Raw genomic sequence first — 16023 nt, forward strand, 5'->3', positions numbered from 1 at the left:
CGTCCCTCGCCACCGCCCGCCCAACATCCCGTCACGTCATGTCAGATCAGGCGCCGAGGTCGGCGAACCGTACGTCCTGCGAGGACGCCGAGGTCATCCCGGTCAGCAGCCTGGCGCCTTCCTCCTCGATCTCCGCGCGCTGGGCGCGGGTCGGCCTGGCGAAGGGCTGGACCGTGAGGACCGCGCTCTCCCCGTTCTCCTCCAGCCGCCAGATCCCGGCCAGGAAGCCGTCGACCATGAGCACGCAGTGGGACTGGTTCCCCTTCCACGTACGCCCCTTGGTGTCGGCCGGGACGAGCCTGCTGCGATCGGCGTGCGAGAGCAGCAGGTTGTCGTACTCCGGGAGGAACCGCGGCGGTGCCGGAGTGTCCTCGTCCGGACGGGGCGCGTCGGGTACGTCGAAGAGTTCCGCCCCCTTCTCGTCCCGGAAGGTGAGCAGCCGCGGGCGCAGTCGCTCGAAGGCCTCGCGCAGCCGGGTCAGCCCCGACCAGGTCTGCATGTCCTTGACCGAGGCGGGCCCGAACGCGGCCAGGTAGCGCAGTACGGTCTCGTCGGGCGCCGGGACCGGCGCGGACGGGCGGCCGAGCCAGTGCTCCGCGGTGGTGAGCGTGACCTGCCCGCTGCGTCCCCACATGCCGCGGGGAGTGACCTGTACGAGAGGGAGCAGGCAGCGGGCGGCGACGCCCAGGGACTGGGGGTCGGCGTACGGCCATTCCCTCAGCAGCGCCTCGCGGATCTGCCGCATCGTACGGGGCCGCTCCTCGACCAGGCCACGGCTCAGCGCGGCGAGCCGGTCCAGGTCAACCCCGGCCAGGCCTCCGCGGAACATCTTCAGTTCCCGGTCCCGCGCGGCCTGGACCAGCGGGCGCAGCGTGAGCGCGTCGTCGGCGGTGTGGGTGTGGATGGTGGAGCGCATGGAGACGATACGGACGACCGCGCGCGAGCCCATCAGGCCGGACAGCTCTTCGGGGTCGAAGCCCGCCAGCCGGGACCAGAGCTGGTAGTACGGCGGCTTGACGTTCTGCGCCTGGAGGCCGAGCAGGTGCGCGACGGCGTCCTCGGCGGACATCTCCGCACGGCGGAGCAGGAGCTGGCGCGCCAGGGTGGCGCGGTTCAGGGCACGCGTACCGAGCACGGGGCCGCGCGTGGGACCGGGTGCGGGACGGGGTGCGGGACCGGGTGCGGGATTGGTCTTCGAGGCCATGCTCCGCACGCTACTCGCCGTTGCGGACGGCTTCTGTCCTCAATGAAGGGCCGCCGTCATGCCCGCGTGACCGCCTCCCGATATCCTGCTCCCTGGCCAGTGGGCACATGTTCGACCCGGGAGGTGACCTGCGATGCCGGAGCGACGAGTCCGTCCCGCGCTGTCCCCGAAGAAGCACGCGTGGCGCCGCCCGTCGGCACCGCAAGCCGCTCCCGCGCAACCGGCGCCGCCGCCCCGGGCGCCTGCCGCGACCGGCGACGCAGCGACGCAGGCCGAGCACCGCAGTGTCGTACAGGCGGCGCTCTACCGGGACGGCCGGCGCGTCTCCTCCCCCGCCACGCTCGCCGAGACCTTCCGGCAGCTGCGCGAGCAGCGCGACGGCATGGCGTGGATCGGCCTGCACCGCCCGAGCGAGGCCGAACTCTTCTCGCTGGCCGACGAGTTCGACCTGCACCCGCTCTCCATCGAGGACGCGCTCGAAGCCCACCAGCGCCCCAAGCTGGAGCGCTACGGCGACACCCTGTTCGTGGTGCTGCGGGCGGCGCGTTACCTCGACGCGGCGGAGGAGGTCGACTTCGGCGAGCTGCACGTGTTCGTCGGCCCGGACTTCCTGATCACGGTCCGGCACGGCGCCGCCCCCGACCTGTCCGGCGTCCGCCGCCGTATGGAGGAGACCCCGGAACTGCTGGCGCTGGGGCCCGAGGCGGTGCTGTACGCGATCCTGGACGCGGTCGTCGACGGCTACCTCCCGGTCGTACAGGGCGTCCAGATCGACATCGACGAGATTGAGACCGAGGTCTTCCGCGGCGACCCCGAGGTGTCCCGCCGTATCTACGAACTCTCCCGCGAAATGGTGGAGTTCCAGCGCGCCACCCGCCCGCTGGTGGGCATGCTGCACGGCCTGATGGCCGGTTTCGCGAAGTACGGCACGGACGAGGAACTGCAGCGCTACCTCCGCGACGTGGCCGACCACGTCACGCACACGAGCGAACGCGTCGACGGCTTCCGCCAGGCGCTGACGGAGATCCTGACGGTGAACGCGACGCTGGTGACGCAGCAGCAGAACGCGGAGATGCGGGCGCTGGCGGAGGCGGGCTTCGAACAGAACGAGGAGATCAAGAAGATCTCGTCCTGGGCGGCCATTCTGTTCGCACCCACACTCGTGGGAACGATCTACGGGATGAACTTCGACGCGATGCCGGAGCTGAACTGGACATACGGCTACCCCTTCGCGATTCTGCTGATGGCAGCGGTGTGCACGAGCCTGTACTTCATCTTCAAGCGGCGGGACTGGCTGTAGAAGTCGGGCCGGCGCGCTGATCAAATTCGCATCCGCGAACGCTACGGAACGGCCGCTCCGGGCCGCCCCAGGGCAGCTCGACCTCGACGGCCGGGTGCTGCAGAAAGTAGGCGGCCAGCTCAGCGGCGACCGACGGAGGCATGTCGACGATGCGCGTCTTCCCGCCCTTGGGAAGGGTGAAGTACAAGCGCCCACTGAGGAGTTGAACCTGGCGGCGGACACGGATGAGGCCGCGCTCGAAGTCGACGTCTTCCGGGGAGAGGTCGAATACCTCGCCCTGGCGGAGCCCGCACCCGAGGGCGACCACGACGGCGATCCGGTACCGCGGGTTGATGACATCCCGGACCCGCTGCGCGGTCTCCAGCGGCCACGCCTCCCGCTGGTCCTCGGGCACCTTGGGCCAACGCACCGACTTGGCGCGCATCGGGTTGCGGACAAGGCGCTTGTCGTCAATGGCGGTCTCGAAGATGTTCGAGAGGGTGGTGAGAATCTGGCGGGCGTAGCGGGGCGCGCACTCGCCTTCGAGCGTGGCGATGTAGCCGCGCAGGACGGTCGCGGAGACATCCCTCAGCGCCACCTCGCCGAGGTGCGGAAGGATGTGGAGGCGTACGTGCTCGTCGACGCGCTTGACGGTTCCGGGAGTACCACGGACGCCGACCTGCCAGTGGTGGGCGACGTAGCCGGCCACGGTGATGGAGCCGTCACGTGGGTCGCCGAACTCGCCGCGCTCGCTGTCGGTACCGGCTCTGCGAAGCCACGCCTTTACGTCCTCCAGCGTGTAACAGCACCCGCGCACGCCGATGAGATGTTGCCGCCGGTGCGGATGGTCGGGATCGGTGGGGCAAGCGAAGACGTTGAGCTCGCCGGAGCGGCCTACGGTGACCTCGGTGGGGGTTGCGGACCGAAAAGCGGGCAGGTCTCGGTCCTAGCGGCGGGCCGTCGGGTGCCACTCGCGGCGGAGGAGGCCGAAGACCCAGGAGTCGGAGACGTCGCCGTTGACGACGCAGTCCTCGCGGAGGGTGCCTTCGCGGACGAAGCCGAGCTTCTCCAGGACCCGGGCGGACGCCACGTTGCGGGTGTCGGTCTCGGCTTGGACGCGGTTCAGATCCAGGGTGTCGAACGCCCACCGCAGGACGGCGTGCGCGGTCTCCGTGGCGTAGCCGTGGCCCCACACGGCCGCGTCGAAGACGTAGCCCAGGGACGCGCTGCGGAAGTCCGGGTTCCAGCTGGTCAGGCCGCACCAGCCGATGAACGCGCCGTCGGAGACGCGGTCGACGGCCACCCGCGCTCCCGCGCCTTCCTCCTCGATCGTCCGGCAGGTCGCGATGAAACGCTGGGCGCGGGCCGGTTCGGTCCACGGCGGGGAATCCCAGTAACGCAGCACGTGGGCGCTGCTGTGCAGCGCGTAGAGCGGCGCCGCGTCGGCGTCAGTGAACGGCCGCAGTCGCAGGCGGGCGGTGTGCAGCTCGGGGGTGGGCAATGTCATGCGGAGCATCCTGCCGCGTCACGCTCGCCCCCGACCATCCGTTTATCCGGACGGTCGGGGGCGCGTACGTCCCCGGTGACGCCGGACGCGCCGCATGGGCGGTGAGTCCGCAGTACCGTGCCGGCATGGCGAGCAAACGGCGGCCGTACTGGCGCACCCTCGGGACGCCGACCAGCCTCGTCCTGTACCGGACCCCGGACGGATGGACGTACGCCGTCCACTTCACCGGGCCGGCCGGCATCGCCGACGGCGCGCTCGCCGGTCCTCCGCCCTCGTCCGAGCCGGACATCGCGCAGGCGGCCCTGGTTCAGAAGGCCGAGGAACTCACCCACCGCCGGCTCGACGTCCTCTGGCACGCACCCGATCAACCCGACTGGTGGACCGGCACGGTCACCGTCGCAGGGCCGCTTCCACCTGCCTGAAGCCGGCGCACCGATGCGGTCGGAGCACTAGACCTCGACGGCGTCGGCCATCGCACCCCCAGCAGCAACGTTCGGACGTCCAGGCGTGTGCGGGTGTTGACCGCGAGCCACTGATCGATGTGGTTCTGGTCGCAGGTCGCAAGGCTTTGTCCGTGCTCTTGGAGCCAGTGGAGCAATTGGACGGTGGCGCGGATGTCATGCCGAGCGGTGGCGGTCTGTCCTCGGGTGAGATGTTGGCGGCGGGAGCGCCGTCGGAGTCGGCTGAGGTGGAACCAGACGGCGGAGCGTTTGAGCAGCTTGCGTTCGTGGAGGTCTGCGACCTTCTGCAAGGCCGCGTCGAGCCAGTGCTCGAGGGAGACCAGTTGTTCATCGCGGGATGGTAGGACACCCGTCGAGACGAGGGCGGCACGCAAATACGACGCGGCTTTTGAGTCCGGGAGGCTGTCCAGCAGGCGGGGCAGAGTCCGTAATGGTGAAGGCGCTCGTTGCTGTCCCACTGGATGCAGCTCCGGCGTGAGGCCGGGTTCTTGCGGAAGCAGATGGTGCAGAGCGGGCCGGCTGGAATGCGGCCGTAGACGCGCATCGAACGCCCGCAGGTGACGCACGGTTCGCGACGTCGTGAGCAGGATTCGCAGAGCCCGTCACCGTTCTCGGCGCGGCCCCAGACTGCCCGGGTGATGCCGCAACGTGAGCAGGGCACGTGGGCCATCCGATTGGTGCAGTTCGAACAGCGGGGTGCGTCGGTGCCGGCGAAATGGCAGGGCTTGTGGTCATGGCAGATCGAGCAGATCGCCATCGGCGGGCGCCAGCACTTTCCGCAGACTGTGCGTCCGGGGCCTTCCTCGCAAGCCGGGCCGCTCCTCCAGGTCGTTCGCCCTACGCCAGGGCTGTCGTGTGCCGGCCCGAGAGAACGACCCCAGAGGCCCGAGCGTCCCCGGGCCTCCTAGAAAGCGACGGGATAGTCCAACCGCGCCTTCCCCCTCATGGCGGAGGTGAGCTCAGCCCCCGGGGCATCGGGGCCGGGTGCGGGCGCGACGACGGCGACAGCGGGTGCGGCGGCCACTGCTTCGGGTGCGGGCACAGCGACAGGGGAGGCGATTGCGGCGGCGATGGCGAGGACAGCGGTGGCGCGCAGGGTCCACTTCAGCACGGTGAGGCTCCGATCTCGGCGTGTGATGGCATGCGCCTTGATCGTCGCCACCTATCCGGTGTCCGGGCATCGTCCGAAGGTCGCGACCGTATCCGCCGCACGGGGGAGGCGGCAGCCGCGGAGTGTCTCCCGTCCTCGTGAGCATTGACCCTGGGCAGATCGGACCGCCTCCCAAACTCGTGAACAACCAGCGCCACGACACGACTCATGAACAAAGCCACCGATGCTCTCGGTGACGCTGAGAGCGTGCGCGAGGAGCTGGCCTGCGGCACTGTGCTCAGCCGCCCGGAGCGCAACGCGCGTACCTGGCCGGCCGTCGAAACCTGGCTTACCCACAGCGAACCATCCCTTCGCCAGGCTCAAGCGGCGACACCGCATCAGCGCCCCGCCCTGGCCATCTGCGCACCACCCCGCGCTCGCCCGGCGGGCCGGCGCGCCCCATGCCGCTGACCTGCGGCACCACCACCGTAAGGAGACCCCTTCCCTTTGGATCCTGGCACCCATTTCGCCTTCGGCACCCACAAGCAGCACGGCTTCGTCGCCGCCTTCACCTCCTCCATGCCCGGTCACCTGGCCCACTGGTTCCTCGTGCGGGAGCAGTTCGAGCCCGTCCCCGGCGAGCCGGGCCTCTTCCGGCTCACCGACGTACGGCTACCCCTTCGCGATTCTGCTGATGGCAGCGGTGTGCACGAGCCTGTACTTCATCTTCAAGCGGCGGGACTGGCTGTAGGCAGCAGGCCGGATGCGTTGATGCCGCGCTGAGGAGCGGGCCGTCGTTCCCGCACACCCCTCCTGGTCATCGTCATTGCGACGGCTGAACCGGCGCTCCGTGGTCGAGGAGCACGACGCCATCGTCGCCGCCCTGCGCGGCGTACGACCACGGTGGATGCCTTCCTTTCCTCCCCCTCACACGCGTCGGCCCCTGAGGGCCCACGCGTGACATCTTCCCAGAGAGTGCGCGATTCATGCACCCTCTTTGATTGAGAACACTTGAAGTGAGCGCTTTTTGAGCATGTATTGACATCGCACTGGGACCCCCGACAGAGTCATGCCGCACACGAGCCGTCTTCGCACCGAGGAGCGTCATGTCCGAGTTCTCTTCTCTGTCCCGTCGGTCGCTGATGGGGGGAGCGGTTGCCACCGGAGCGGTCCTGGCCGGCCTCGGTACGGCGGCGCCGGCCGCGTCCGCGGCACCTGCGGCCGTCACACCTCGCCGTCAGCGTGGGCAGAAGACCATGATCAACACGGCCTACGACGCGTACCGCACCGTCCGCGTCGGCGTCATCGGGCTCGGCAACCGCGGTTCGGGCATGACGCTCGGCTGGGCCGCCGTCCCCGGATGCACCGTGACCGCCGTCTGCGACATACGGCCCGACCGGGCCAAGCGGACCGCCGACCAGCTGGTCGCCAAGGGCAAGCCCCGGCCCGCCGAACTGGGAGGCTCCGAAGCCTCGTTCAGGGAGCTGCTGAAGCGCGACGACGTCGACCTCGTGTACATCGCCACCCCGTGGGAGTTCCACCACGAGCAGGGCAAGGCGGCGCTCCTCGCCGGCAAGCACGCCATCGTCGAACTGCCCATCGCCACCGAGCTGGACGAGCTGTGGGACCTCGTCGACACCTCCGAGCGCACGCGCCGCCATCTGATGCTCGCCGAGAACTGCAGCTACGGCCGCAACGAACTGGCCATGCTGAAGATGGCCCACGAGGGCGTCTTCGGCGAGGTCACCAACGGCCACGGGGGCTACCTGCACGACCTGCGCGCCCTGCTGTTCTCCAACTCGTACTACACCGACGCCTGGCGGCGGCTGTGGCACACCCGCAGCACCGCCAGCTTCTACCCGATGCACGGTCTCGCCCCGATCGCCGCCGCCATGGACATCAACCGCGGGGACCGCATGACCACGCTGCGGGCGACGGCGACCGAGGCCAAGGGGCTCGCCGACTACCGGGCACGGTTCGTCGACAGGTCACATCCGTCGTGGAAGGAGACGTACATCAACGGTGACCTCGTCACCTGCATGATCGACACGGCGCAGGGCCGTGTCATCCGCGCCGAACACGACGTCAGCTCCCCGCGGCCCTACAGCCGCATCAACACGCTCGCAGGCAGCCGGGGCATCTTCGAGGACTACGCGGGGGTCTCCTCGTCCGGCGGCGGGCGCGTCTACGTCGAACCGGACCACTCCGGCCACGCCTGGCGGGACTTCGCCTCGTACCGCAAGGAGTTCGACCACTGGCTGTGGAAGAAGATCGGCGACGACGCGGCGAACAACGGTGGTCACGGCGGCATGGACTACGTCCTGCAGTGGCGCACCGTCCAGCAGATGCGTGCCGGTCTCGTCCCCGACATCGACGTCTACGACTCGGCGGCCTGGTGCGCCCCCGTCCCGCTGAGCGTCACCTCCCTCGCCGCCGGGGGACGCCCCGTGGCCGTGCCGGACTTCACCCGCGGTGACTGGGTCAACCTCCGCACGGGCCTCGACTCCAGGTCCGCCGACATGCCGCCCGTCGGCTGAACCCCTCGCCCGCACCCCGAACCCACTCATCAGGAGCAGACATGAGACGTCTCAGCGGATGGGCGACCGCCCTCAGACCCGTGGCCGCCGTGGCCGTGGCCGCCGGCGTGTTCCTCGCCCCCACGCATGCCTCCGCGGCACCGGTCGCGGCCTCCGCGCAGGCCGCCGACGCCAAGACGGAGGTGGGCATCTCCCCGGTCGACCTCGACGGGCCCGCGATCTCCACCGTGAAGGTCACGGTCAAGAACGCCGGTCCCGACCGCATGCGGTCACTGAAGATCTCCTTCGCCGGACCGGTGGGCTGGGCCGTACAGCCCTCCGTCCAAGGGGTCGACGGGAGCTTCGCCGCCGGAGCCACGGCCCAGGCCACCTTCCGCATCCAGGTGCCGGAGCGCCGCCCGGGATTCAAGGTGTGGGACTTCACCGCGACCGCGACCTACCGCGGCGGGGACGGTCTCGGCTCTGCCACGGCCACGCGATCCGAACTCAGCGGCACCCCGCTGGCGAACCTGGCGGCCGCGTACAACAACGTCGGAGTCACCGATGAGGCCGCCACCACCCCCGGCAACTACGACGGCGAGGGCAACAGCTTCTCGGCACAGAAGCTCGCCGCCGCCGGCCTCACCCGGGGCGGCGCCGTGAACGCCCTCGGCGCCCGCCTGACCTGGCCGGACGTCGCACCCGGCACCAAGAACAACGTCTCCAGCGCCGGGCAGGCCGTGACGCTGTCCGGCTCGGGCGGCAAGCTCGTCTTCCTCGGATCCGGCGTGGGTAGCGGCGCGACCGGCCGCGCCACCGTCCACTACAAGGACGGCACCACCACGTCGGGCACGTTCGGCTTCCCCAACTGGTCGTTCGCCCCCGCGAACGACCACGGCGCGACCCTGGTGGCCTCGTCCGACGGCCGCAACCGCCCCGACGGATACGGCAACGCGGGGATCGCGTACCGCGTGTTCGCCCACTCCGTCCCGCTGGACCCCGCCAAGCAGGTCGCGTTCGTGGTCCTGCCCAGCAACGGCGCCATGCACATCTTCGACATGGCCCTCGCACCCTGACCCAGGCCGAGGCCACCGCGGCACGGGCCCCGGGCGATCACCGCCCGGGGCCCTGTGCTGCTTGAAGCGGCAAGAGTGGAGGGGTGTATGAACGTCGTCGGTCTTGAGGTCGGCGGGGCGTACATCACGGGCTGCGTACTCGGCCCCGACGGCGTCCTGCGCGACAGGGAGCGCTGGTTCACCCGCCCCGAGCGGGGCCCGGAAGCCGTGCTCGAGACAGTCCTCACCTGCGCGGCCACCCTCGCCGAGCGCAGTCGCGCGACGGCGGCCGGGATCGTCGTGCCCGGCGTCGTGGACGACTCGTCCGGCAGCGCGGTTCTCGCAGCCGCGCTGGGATGGCGGGGAATCCCCGTCCAGTGCTGGGTCGCCGAGCATCTCGAACTCCCCGTGGCCTTCGGCCACGACGTGCGGGCCGGGGGGCTCGCCGAGGCGCGCCTCGGTTCCGGCCGCGGCTGCCGGAACTTCCTGTACGTACCTGTCGGCACGGGGATAGCCGCGGCGTGGGTCCTCGACGGCCGCGTCGCGCCGGGAAGCCATGGCGGCGGAGGGGAGCTCGGACACCTCGTGGTCCGGCCGGACGGTGACCTCTGCTATTGCGGCGGCCGGGGCTGCCTGGAGACCGTCGCCTCCTCCCCCGCCGTCACCCACCGGTACTCCCGGCTCACGAGATGGCGAGGGGTCGGCGCGGGCGAGCTGTACCACCGGGCGGACGCGGGCGATCCTGTCGCGCGCGCCATCTGCGGGGAAGCCGTGGAGGCCCTGGCCGACGCTCTGGCGACGGCGGTCACCCTGTACGCCCCTGAGCGCCTCGTCATCGGCGGAGAGCTCGGTGACGGGGGCGAGGGACGCCTCGCCCCCCTGCGGGACGCCCTCGCCGGCCGACTCACCTTCCAGAACATGCCGGAACTGCTGCCCGCCACCTTCGGAGACCGCTCGGGGTGCGTGGGCGCGGCCCTCCTCGCCCAGGACCTCCAGCGTGAGGGCGCTGCCGCCTGAGCGGGCGTCACACGGCGGTTGGCCCGCTCCCTGCCGGTTGTCGGGCGTGCGGCAGGGAGCGGGCGGGTGGTGGGTTACTTGACGGATCCGGCCGTGAGTCCGGAGACGACCTTGCGCTCGATGAGTGCGAAGAGGATCACGACGGGCACGATGGCGATGACCGAGCCGGCGAACAGGTAATTCCACTGGACGGTGTAGTTGCCGATAAAGCTGTTGATACCGACCGTCAGGGGCTGGCTCTCCGGGATCGTGGAGAGGGTCAGGCCCATGACGAACTCGTTCCACGCGGCGATGAACGTGAAGATCATCGCGGTGACGACCCCGGGCATCGCCAGCGGCAGGGTGACCCGCAGGAGGGCTCCTGCCCGGCCCAGACCGTCGATCATGGCCGCCTCTTCGAGGGCCTCGGGGATGGAGGAGAAGTAGGCGGTGAGGATCCAGATCGCGAAGGCCAGGTTGAAGGCCGCGTTGCACAGGATCAGGGTCCAGACGGAGTTGAGCATGTCCAGCTGGTAGAACTCGCGGTAGAGACCGACCAGCAGGGACGTCGGCTGGAACATCTGCGTGACGAGTACCAGCAGCAGGAAGAGCTTGCGGCCGCGGAACCTCATGCGCGCGGTGTAGTACGCGGCGGGGATGGCGACCAGCAGGACGAGCAGGGTCGATCCGGCCGAGACGAGCAGTGTGACCCGCAGGTTGTCCCCGAGGTGGGACTCGCGCCACACGTCGACGAAGTTCGCCCACTCGAACTCGCCGGGAAGGTAGGTGGCGTCGCGGAGTTCGTGGGCCGGCCGGAGCGCGGTGATCACCATCTCCGCGTACGGCATCAGGAACACGGCGGCCAGCAGCCAGGCGACGGCCGCGATCAGCAGCGTGCGCGGGCTCAGCCGGCGCGGGGCCTTGGGGGAACGCGGGCGCGCTGCGCCGGGGGCGGTGGCGGGCCGTGCCGTGAGTGCGGCGCGGTCCAGGGTCTGATGGGACATCAGCTCTCCTCCTGGTTCCAGCGGCTGGCCTTGAGGAAGAGGACGACCATGACCACGACGAGGGCGAAGTTGACGACGGACATCGCGGCGGACTGGCCGATGTCGGCGTTCTTCATCTGGTACATGAAGACCGTGGTCGTGGCGGTGTCGCTGTCCGGCCCGCCCCGGGTCATGCTCCAGATGATGGGGAAGGAGTTGAAGACGTTGATCAGGTTGATCACCATGCCGACGAGCAGCGCCGGACGCAGCAGCGGAAGGGTGATCCGCAGGTACGTCTGCCAGGTGTTCGTGCCGTCCACCCTGGCCGCCTCATAGACCTCGGTGGGAATGGTCTGAAGCCCGGCGAGCAGGGTGTACGTGGTGAACGGCAGGGAGACGAACACGGCCACGAACATCATCCACGGCCAGGCGGTCGCGGGGTCGCCCAGCCAGTCCTTGGGACTGTCGATGAGGCCGAGGTCCGTCATCGCGGTGTTGAGCACGCCGGCCGTCTGGTTGAGCATCCACTTGAAGCCGATGGCGGTCATCACCACGGAGGCGGCCCAGGGCGCTATCAGTGCCCAACGGGTGACACGACGTCCGGGGAACTTCTGGTTGAACAGCTGGGCCAGCGCGAGGGAGATCACCATGGTGGTGGTGACCACGACCAGCGTCCACACCACGGTGGAGACGACGACCGAGGGCAGTGCCGGCTCCTCGAACAGCTGCTTGTACTTGTCGAGTCCGGCCGAGCCGCGGACGAATCCGCTGCTGCTGATCTTCAGGAACGAGGTACGGACCATCTCGTAGACGGGCCAGAGCACGACCAGGACGATGAGCAGGACGGCGGGGCCGATCCAGGGCAGCGGGCCGAGGCGGGCCAGGCCGCCCCGGCCCTTGCGGCCGGGGCGGGCGGGGGATGAAGTGGTGGACACGAGGGTGCCTTCCGTGAAAGTGCGGTGCGCGGTGCCTACTGGTCGGCGACCGCTCCCTCGGCCTTCTTCTGCAGCTCGCCCAGTACCTTCGCCGGGTCGTTCACGGCCGTGCCGCCGCTCTTCTTGATCTCGGCGGAGACGGCGTCCCAGGTGGTGTCGCCCAGCGGGTAGAACACCGCGTTCGGCAGCAGGGCGAAGAACGGCTCCAGGTCCTTGTGCTTGCCGCTGGAGGTCATCTCCTGAAGCGTGTCCTCGGTGACCGGCATCAGGTTGTACATCTCGTCGAACTTCAGCGTGTTCTCCTTCGAGTACGCGAAGTCGAGGAACTTGCGGACCTCCTCCTTGTGGCTGCCGTCCTTGAACGCCATCATCCAGTCGGCGACACCGAGGGTGGACTTCAGCGCACCCGTCTTCCCCGGGATGGGCGCGACGCCGTAGTCGACCTTGCCGTCCTTCGACATCTGGATCAGCGACGGGTGGCCGTTGAGCATCGCGGCCTTGCCCGCCGCGAAGTCGGCGAAGGCGGTCTTGCGGTCCGTGGTGGCCGGGTTGGCGTAGGTCAGGCCGGGCTCGACGAGGTTCGGCTTGAGCCAGGAGAACGCCTCGACGTTGGCCTTGCTGTTCAGGGTGTACGTGCCCTTCGCGTCCGTGTATCCACCCCCGTTGCCCAACTCCCAGATCAGCGACTCGCCCTGCGCCTCCTCCGGGCCCAGCGGCAGCGCGTACGGGGTGACGCCCGGCACCTTCGCCTTGATCTTCTCCGCGGCGGCCTTCAGGTCGTCCCAGCTCTTCGGCGCCTCGGCGATGCCCGCCTTGGCGAAGATCTCCTTGTTGTAGAAGAAGGCGCGCGCGGAGGAGACGAACGGGATGCCGTACTGCGTGCCGTCGACCTCGCCGGCCTTGGCGAAGCTGTCGATGAGGTTCGCCCGGGTCGACTCCGAGAGCACGTCCTCGGCCTTGTACAGCAGGTCGTCGGCGACCTTGTCGGCGTAGCCACCCGTCTGCAGGACGTCCGGCACGTTCCCACTCTGGATCATCGTCTTGACCTGAGCGTCGATGTCGTTCCAGTTGATCACCTGGACGTCGACCTTGATCTTCGGGTTCGCGGCGGTGAAACGCTCCGCCACGTCCTTCCAGTAGACCGTCGAGCTGTTCGACGCCTTGTCGCCGTAGTCCGCCGCGACGAGCTTCAGCGTCACTTCGCCGCTCTCCGAACCGCCGCCACCGTTGCCACCACCGCACGCCGTGAGAGTCAGCACACCGAGGGTGCAGGCCGCCACGAACAACCGCTTGTTCATCGTCAGTACCGCCTTTGGATCTTCCGGCCTGAGGAGACGACGTGGCCGGTGGGGGGTCCAGGGAACAGCAACAGGTTCGGGAGGTGCACAAACCTGGCTGATATTCGGGGCTTTCGCTCAGTTGCGAGCATCGGCTGTGGCCAAAGTAAACACGAAGACAGCCTCGGCACCAAGAGTCGTTACGCGAACGATGCCAATTCCCCCTGACACCGGGCTGGTTCCGTCCTCAGGACAGGGACTCCGCTCAGCACACGGCAGGCGTCGAGGCAGGCGTCGCGCGCCCGGCGACAGCACAACGCCCCCGTGCGCGGTCGGGCGCACGAGGGCGGTCTCAGGTCAGGTGCAAGGCACGGCGCCGGCGCGTCTCCTCAGTGGAGCACGTCGGCATCCGGACATGTCGGGCGAGGTGCGGCTGTGTCCGCGAGGGGCAAGTCCCCTCAGACGGTGATCACTTCGATGCCGGCGTCGCCGAGCCTGGCCGCCATGTCCGGGGCGATGCCGTCGTCGGTGACGATGACGTCGATCCGGTCCAGGCCGCAGATCCTCGCGAAGGCGCGCTTGCCCATCTTGGAGGAGTCCGTCACCAGGATCACCCGGCGGGCACGCTCGGCGAAGAGCCGGCTGATGCCCGCCTCGTCCTCCTGGTGCGTCATGACCCCCAGCTGCGGGTCCACGCCGTCGACGCCGAGCACGGCGACGTCTAGCACCACCTCGTTCAGGACCCCCGCCGTCAGCGGGCCGACCAGCTCGTAGGTCTGCGGCCTCGCCACACCGCCGGTGACCACGATCTTGAACTGAGGGCGCACCGCCAGCTCGCCGGCGATGTTCAGCGCGTTGGTGACGACCGTGTACGACGGCCCGGACACGCTCTCCCCCGGCTCCGCCACGCCTCCGCCCGTCCGGAGGGCCAGTGCGCGCGCCACCTCGGTGGTGGTCGTTCCTCCGTTGAGGCCGATGACGTCCCCCTGACCGATCAGGTCCGCCACGGCGGCGGCAATCCGCTGCTTCTCGGAGGCCCTGCGGGAGGACTTGTACCGCAGGGGCAGCTCGTACGAGACGCCGTGCGCGATCGCCCCGCCCCGGGTGCGCACGAGCAGCCGTTGCTCGGCGAGCTCGTCGAGGTCCCTGCGGATGGTGGCGGGCGACACGGCCACCGACACGGCGGCCTCCTCCACGTCCAGCTTGCCCTCGACGGCCAGCAATTCGAGCAGCTTGCTCCACCGCTCCTGCTTGGACATGTGGGCACCCCTTCGTGGCCGTGAGTCGTCGACCGCACGCCCGGGATCTCACCACCCCTGCGAACGTCCGTAGGGGAAGGAGCGGCATGCGCGAAGTTGATCGTAGCGCGACAGCATCGAGCATCGGCCCGGTCCGGCGATTCGTGCACGCCGGACAAGCGTGACGCGATCAGCTCTGGACCGGACGAGCCTCTCCGTCGGATACTGCGCTCACCTAGTCTGAATGAAAGCGCGCGCTTTATGCTCTGAACGTGCACAACCACTCACTCAGGATGGTTCCAGCCATGGACGCCAGCACCTCACGCACCTCGGCCCAGACCGATACCCAGCATTGCGTGCTCGCTCTCGATGTCGGGGGTACCGGCATGAAGGGCGCGGTTCTGGACCGGTCCATGCGGCCGAACTCGGTGACCGCGCAGGGTGCCTGGGAGCCGGCCTGACCGCCTGGGAGGCGGCCGGTCACCGCCTCCTCACCGCCTGACAGGAAGTGCACCTCATGATCGTCACAGTCACTCTGAACGCCGCTCTCGATATCACCTGGGGCATCGCCGCACTGCGGCCCCGGGCGTCCCACCGCGTCGACACGACACACGAGAGGGCGGGCGGCAAAGGCGTCAACGTCGCCCGGGTGCTCGCGTTCCTCGGGCACGCGCCGGTCGCCACCGGCCTGGCGGGCGGGCCCACCGGCCGCGCGATACGCGACGACCTGCGGGCCGCGGGCATCCGTGACGCGTTCACCGCCGTCACCGGGGACTCCCGGCGCACTCTCGCGGTCGTCTCGCGCGACGACGGCGACGCGACCATCTTCAACGGGCGGGGTCCTCACGTGACCCCTGCCGAGTGGGAAGCCTTCTCGGCTCACTACTCCTCGCTGGTCCGGGGTGCGAGCGTCGTCGTCCTGAGCGGCAGCACGCCCCCCGGACTACCGGCGGACGCGTACGCGCGACTGATCCGCGGTGCTGCCGCGGAGGGGGCGGCGACCGTGCTCGACACCTCCGGCCCCGCCCTGTCGGCGGCCCTGGCGGCGGGCCCCGACGTGATCAAGCCCAACGCGGCCGAGATCACGGAGGTGACCGGTCACGACGACCTCGTGGCGGCCGCCTCGGAACTCCGCGCGCGGGGGGCCCGGACGGTGGTGGCGTCGGCGGGACCGGACGGCCTGTACGCCATCACCCCGGACGGTGCTTGGCGCGCCGCGCCCCCCGAGAGGCTGTCCGGAAACCCGACGGGCGCGGGCGACGCCTGTGTCGCCGCGATCGCGGCGGGCCTGGCTGCCCGCACGCCCTGGCCGGACACGCTGCGCGAGGCGGTGGCCCTGTCGGCCGCCGCCGTACCGTGCGCCGTCGCCGGTGACGTCGACGACACGGTCTACGCCCGGCTCCGTCGTGAGGTCCGCGTGGACACCCTCGACGCCGTTTCTCCTCACTGAGGCCGCAGAAGCAGACCCGCCACACGAGGTGC

General features: G+C 69.7%; 16 protein-coding genes. 8 read left to right on the forward strand and 8 right to left on the reverse strand.

Annotated elements, in window-relative coordinates:
* Positions 1–46 precede the first annotated feature (46 nt).
* The gene (locus ACWV17_RS02200) at positions 47–1204 is read right to left on the reverse strand and encodes a winged helix DNA-binding domain-containing protein (protein ID WP_455358243.1); all 1158 of its coding nucleotides are present in this window, start codon (positions 1202–1204) and stop codon (positions 47–49) included.
* A 133-nt stretch (positions 1205–1337) separates the two neighbouring features.
* On the opposite strand from ACWV17_RS02200, the gene ACWV17_RS02205 reads away from it, so the two are divergent.
* The gene (locus ACWV17_RS02205) at positions 1338–2504 is read left to right on the forward strand and encodes a magnesium and cobalt transport protein CorA (RefSeq protein WP_455358244.1); all 1167 of its coding nucleotides are present in this window, start codon (positions 1338–1340) and stop codon (positions 2502–2504) included.
* Here the strand turns inward: ACWV17_RS02205 and ACWV17_RS02210 are convergent.
* Both ACWV17_RS02210 and ACWV17_RS02215 read right to left on the reverse strand, forming a co-directional pair.
* A complete protein-coding gene (locus tag ACWV17_RS02210; RefSeq protein WP_455358245.1) occupies positions 2482–3300 on the reverse strand; it encodes a tyrosine-type recombinase/integrase in 819 nt (272 codons plus the stop codon). The two genes, ACWV17_RS02205 and ACWV17_RS02210, sit on opposite strands and share 23 nt — an antisense overlap.
* Positions 3301–3429: 129 nt before the next feature.
* Entirely contained in the window at positions 3430–3990 is a 561-nt protein-coding gene (locus ACWV17_RS02215) for a GNAT family N-acetyltransferase (protein ID WP_455358246.1), read from the reverse strand.
* Positions 3991–4115: 125 nt separating this feature from the next.
* Between ACWV17_RS02215 and ACWV17_RS02220 the strand changes: the two genes are divergently transcribed.
* Positions 4116–4412, forward strand: a complete 297-nt coding sequence (locus ACWV17_RS02220) for a hypothetical protein (RefSeq protein ID WP_455358247.1) — start codon at positions 4116–4118, stop codon at positions 4410–4412.
* A 943-nt stretch (positions 4413–5355) separates the two neighbouring features.
* Here ACWV17_RS02220 and ACWV17_RS02225 read toward each other — a convergent pair.
* A complete protein-coding gene (locus ACWV17_RS02225; protein WP_455352154.1) occupies positions 5356–5562 on the reverse strand; it encodes a hypothetical protein in 207 nt (68 codons plus the stop codon).
* A gap of 486 nt (positions 5563–6048) precedes the next feature.
* Here ACWV17_RS02225 and ACWV17_RS02230 point away from each other — a divergent pair, with 486 nt between their 5' ends.
* The 4 genes from ACWV17_RS02230 to ACWV17_RS02245 all read left to right on the forward strand — a co-directional run bounded on the left by ACWV17_RS02230 (position 6049) and on the right by ACWV17_RS02245 (position 10129).
* Entirely contained in the window at positions 6049–6324 is a 276-nt protein-coding gene (locus tag ACWV17_RS02230; protein WP_455358359.1) for a hypothetical protein, read from the forward strand.
* A gap of 323 nt (positions 6325–6647) precedes the next feature.
* Positions 6648–8078, forward strand: coding sequence for a Gfo/Idh/MocA family protein (locus tag ACWV17_RS02235; RefSeq protein WP_455358248.1), 1431 nt, complete (start codon positions 6648–6650; stop codon positions 8076–8078).
* Positions 8079–8119: 41 nt separating this feature from the next.
* Complete coding sequence (locus tag ACWV17_RS02240; protein ID WP_455358249.1) at positions 8120–9133, forward strand: NEW3 domain-containing protein; 1014 nt, start codon at positions 8120–8122, stop codon at positions 9131–9133.
* 87 nt (positions 9134–9220) lie between these two features.
* Complete coding sequence (locus tag ACWV17_RS02245; protein WP_455358250.1) at positions 9221–10129, forward strand: ROK family protein; 909 nt, start codon at positions 9221–9223, stop codon at positions 10127–10129.
* Positions 10130–10203: 74 nt separating this feature from the next.
* Here the strand turns inward: ACWV17_RS02245 and ACWV17_RS02250 are convergent, their stop codons facing one another.
* From ACWV17_RS02250 to ACWV17_RS02265, 4 genes are all read right to left on the reverse strand, one after another.
* Entirely contained in the window at positions 10204–11112 is a 909-nt protein-coding gene (locus ACWV17_RS02250) for a carbohydrate ABC transporter permease (RefSeq protein WP_455352149.1), read from the reverse strand.
* Positions 11112–12026, reverse strand: coding sequence for a carbohydrate ABC transporter permease (locus ACWV17_RS02255; RefSeq protein ID WP_455358251.1), 915 nt, complete (start codon positions 12024–12026; stop codon positions 11112–11114). The genes ACWV17_RS02250 and ACWV17_RS02255 overlap by 1 nt, the downstream gene beginning before the upstream one ends.
* Positions 12027–12061: 35 nt before the next feature.
* The gene (locus ACWV17_RS02260; protein WP_455358252.1) at positions 12062–13324 is read right to left on the reverse strand and encodes an extracellular solute-binding protein; all 1263 of its coding nucleotides are present in this window, start codon (positions 13322–13324) and stop codon (positions 12062–12064) included.
* Positions 13325–13761: 437 nt separating this feature from the next.
* Positions 13762–14562: a DeoR/GlpR family DNA-binding transcription regulator gene (locus tag ACWV17_RS02265; RefSeq protein WP_455358253.1), complete on the reverse strand. Its 801-nt coding sequence runs from the start codon at positions 14560–14562 to the stop codon at positions 13762–13764.
* A 284-nt stretch (positions 14563–14846) separates the two neighbouring features.
* Here ACWV17_RS02265 and ACWV17_RS02270 point away from each other — a divergent pair, with 284 nt between their 5' ends.
* Together ACWV17_RS02270 and ACWV17_RS02275 are read left to right on the forward strand one after the other, a co-directional pair.
* On the forward strand, positions 14847–15002 hold the full coding sequence (locus tag ACWV17_RS02270; protein WP_455352145.1) for a hypothetical protein: 156 nt from the start codon (positions 14847–14849) through the stop codon (positions 15000–15002).
* 56 nt (positions 15003–15058) lie between these two features.
* The gene (locus ACWV17_RS02275) at positions 15059–15991 is read left to right on the forward strand and encodes a 1-phosphofructokinase family hexose kinase (protein ID WP_455358254.1); all 933 of its coding nucleotides are present in this window, start codon (positions 15059–15061) and stop codon (positions 15989–15991) included.
* The last annotated feature ends 32 nt before the right edge of the window (positions 15992–16023 follow it).

It is taken from the genome of Streptomyces mabaensis, from assembly GCF_053763515.1.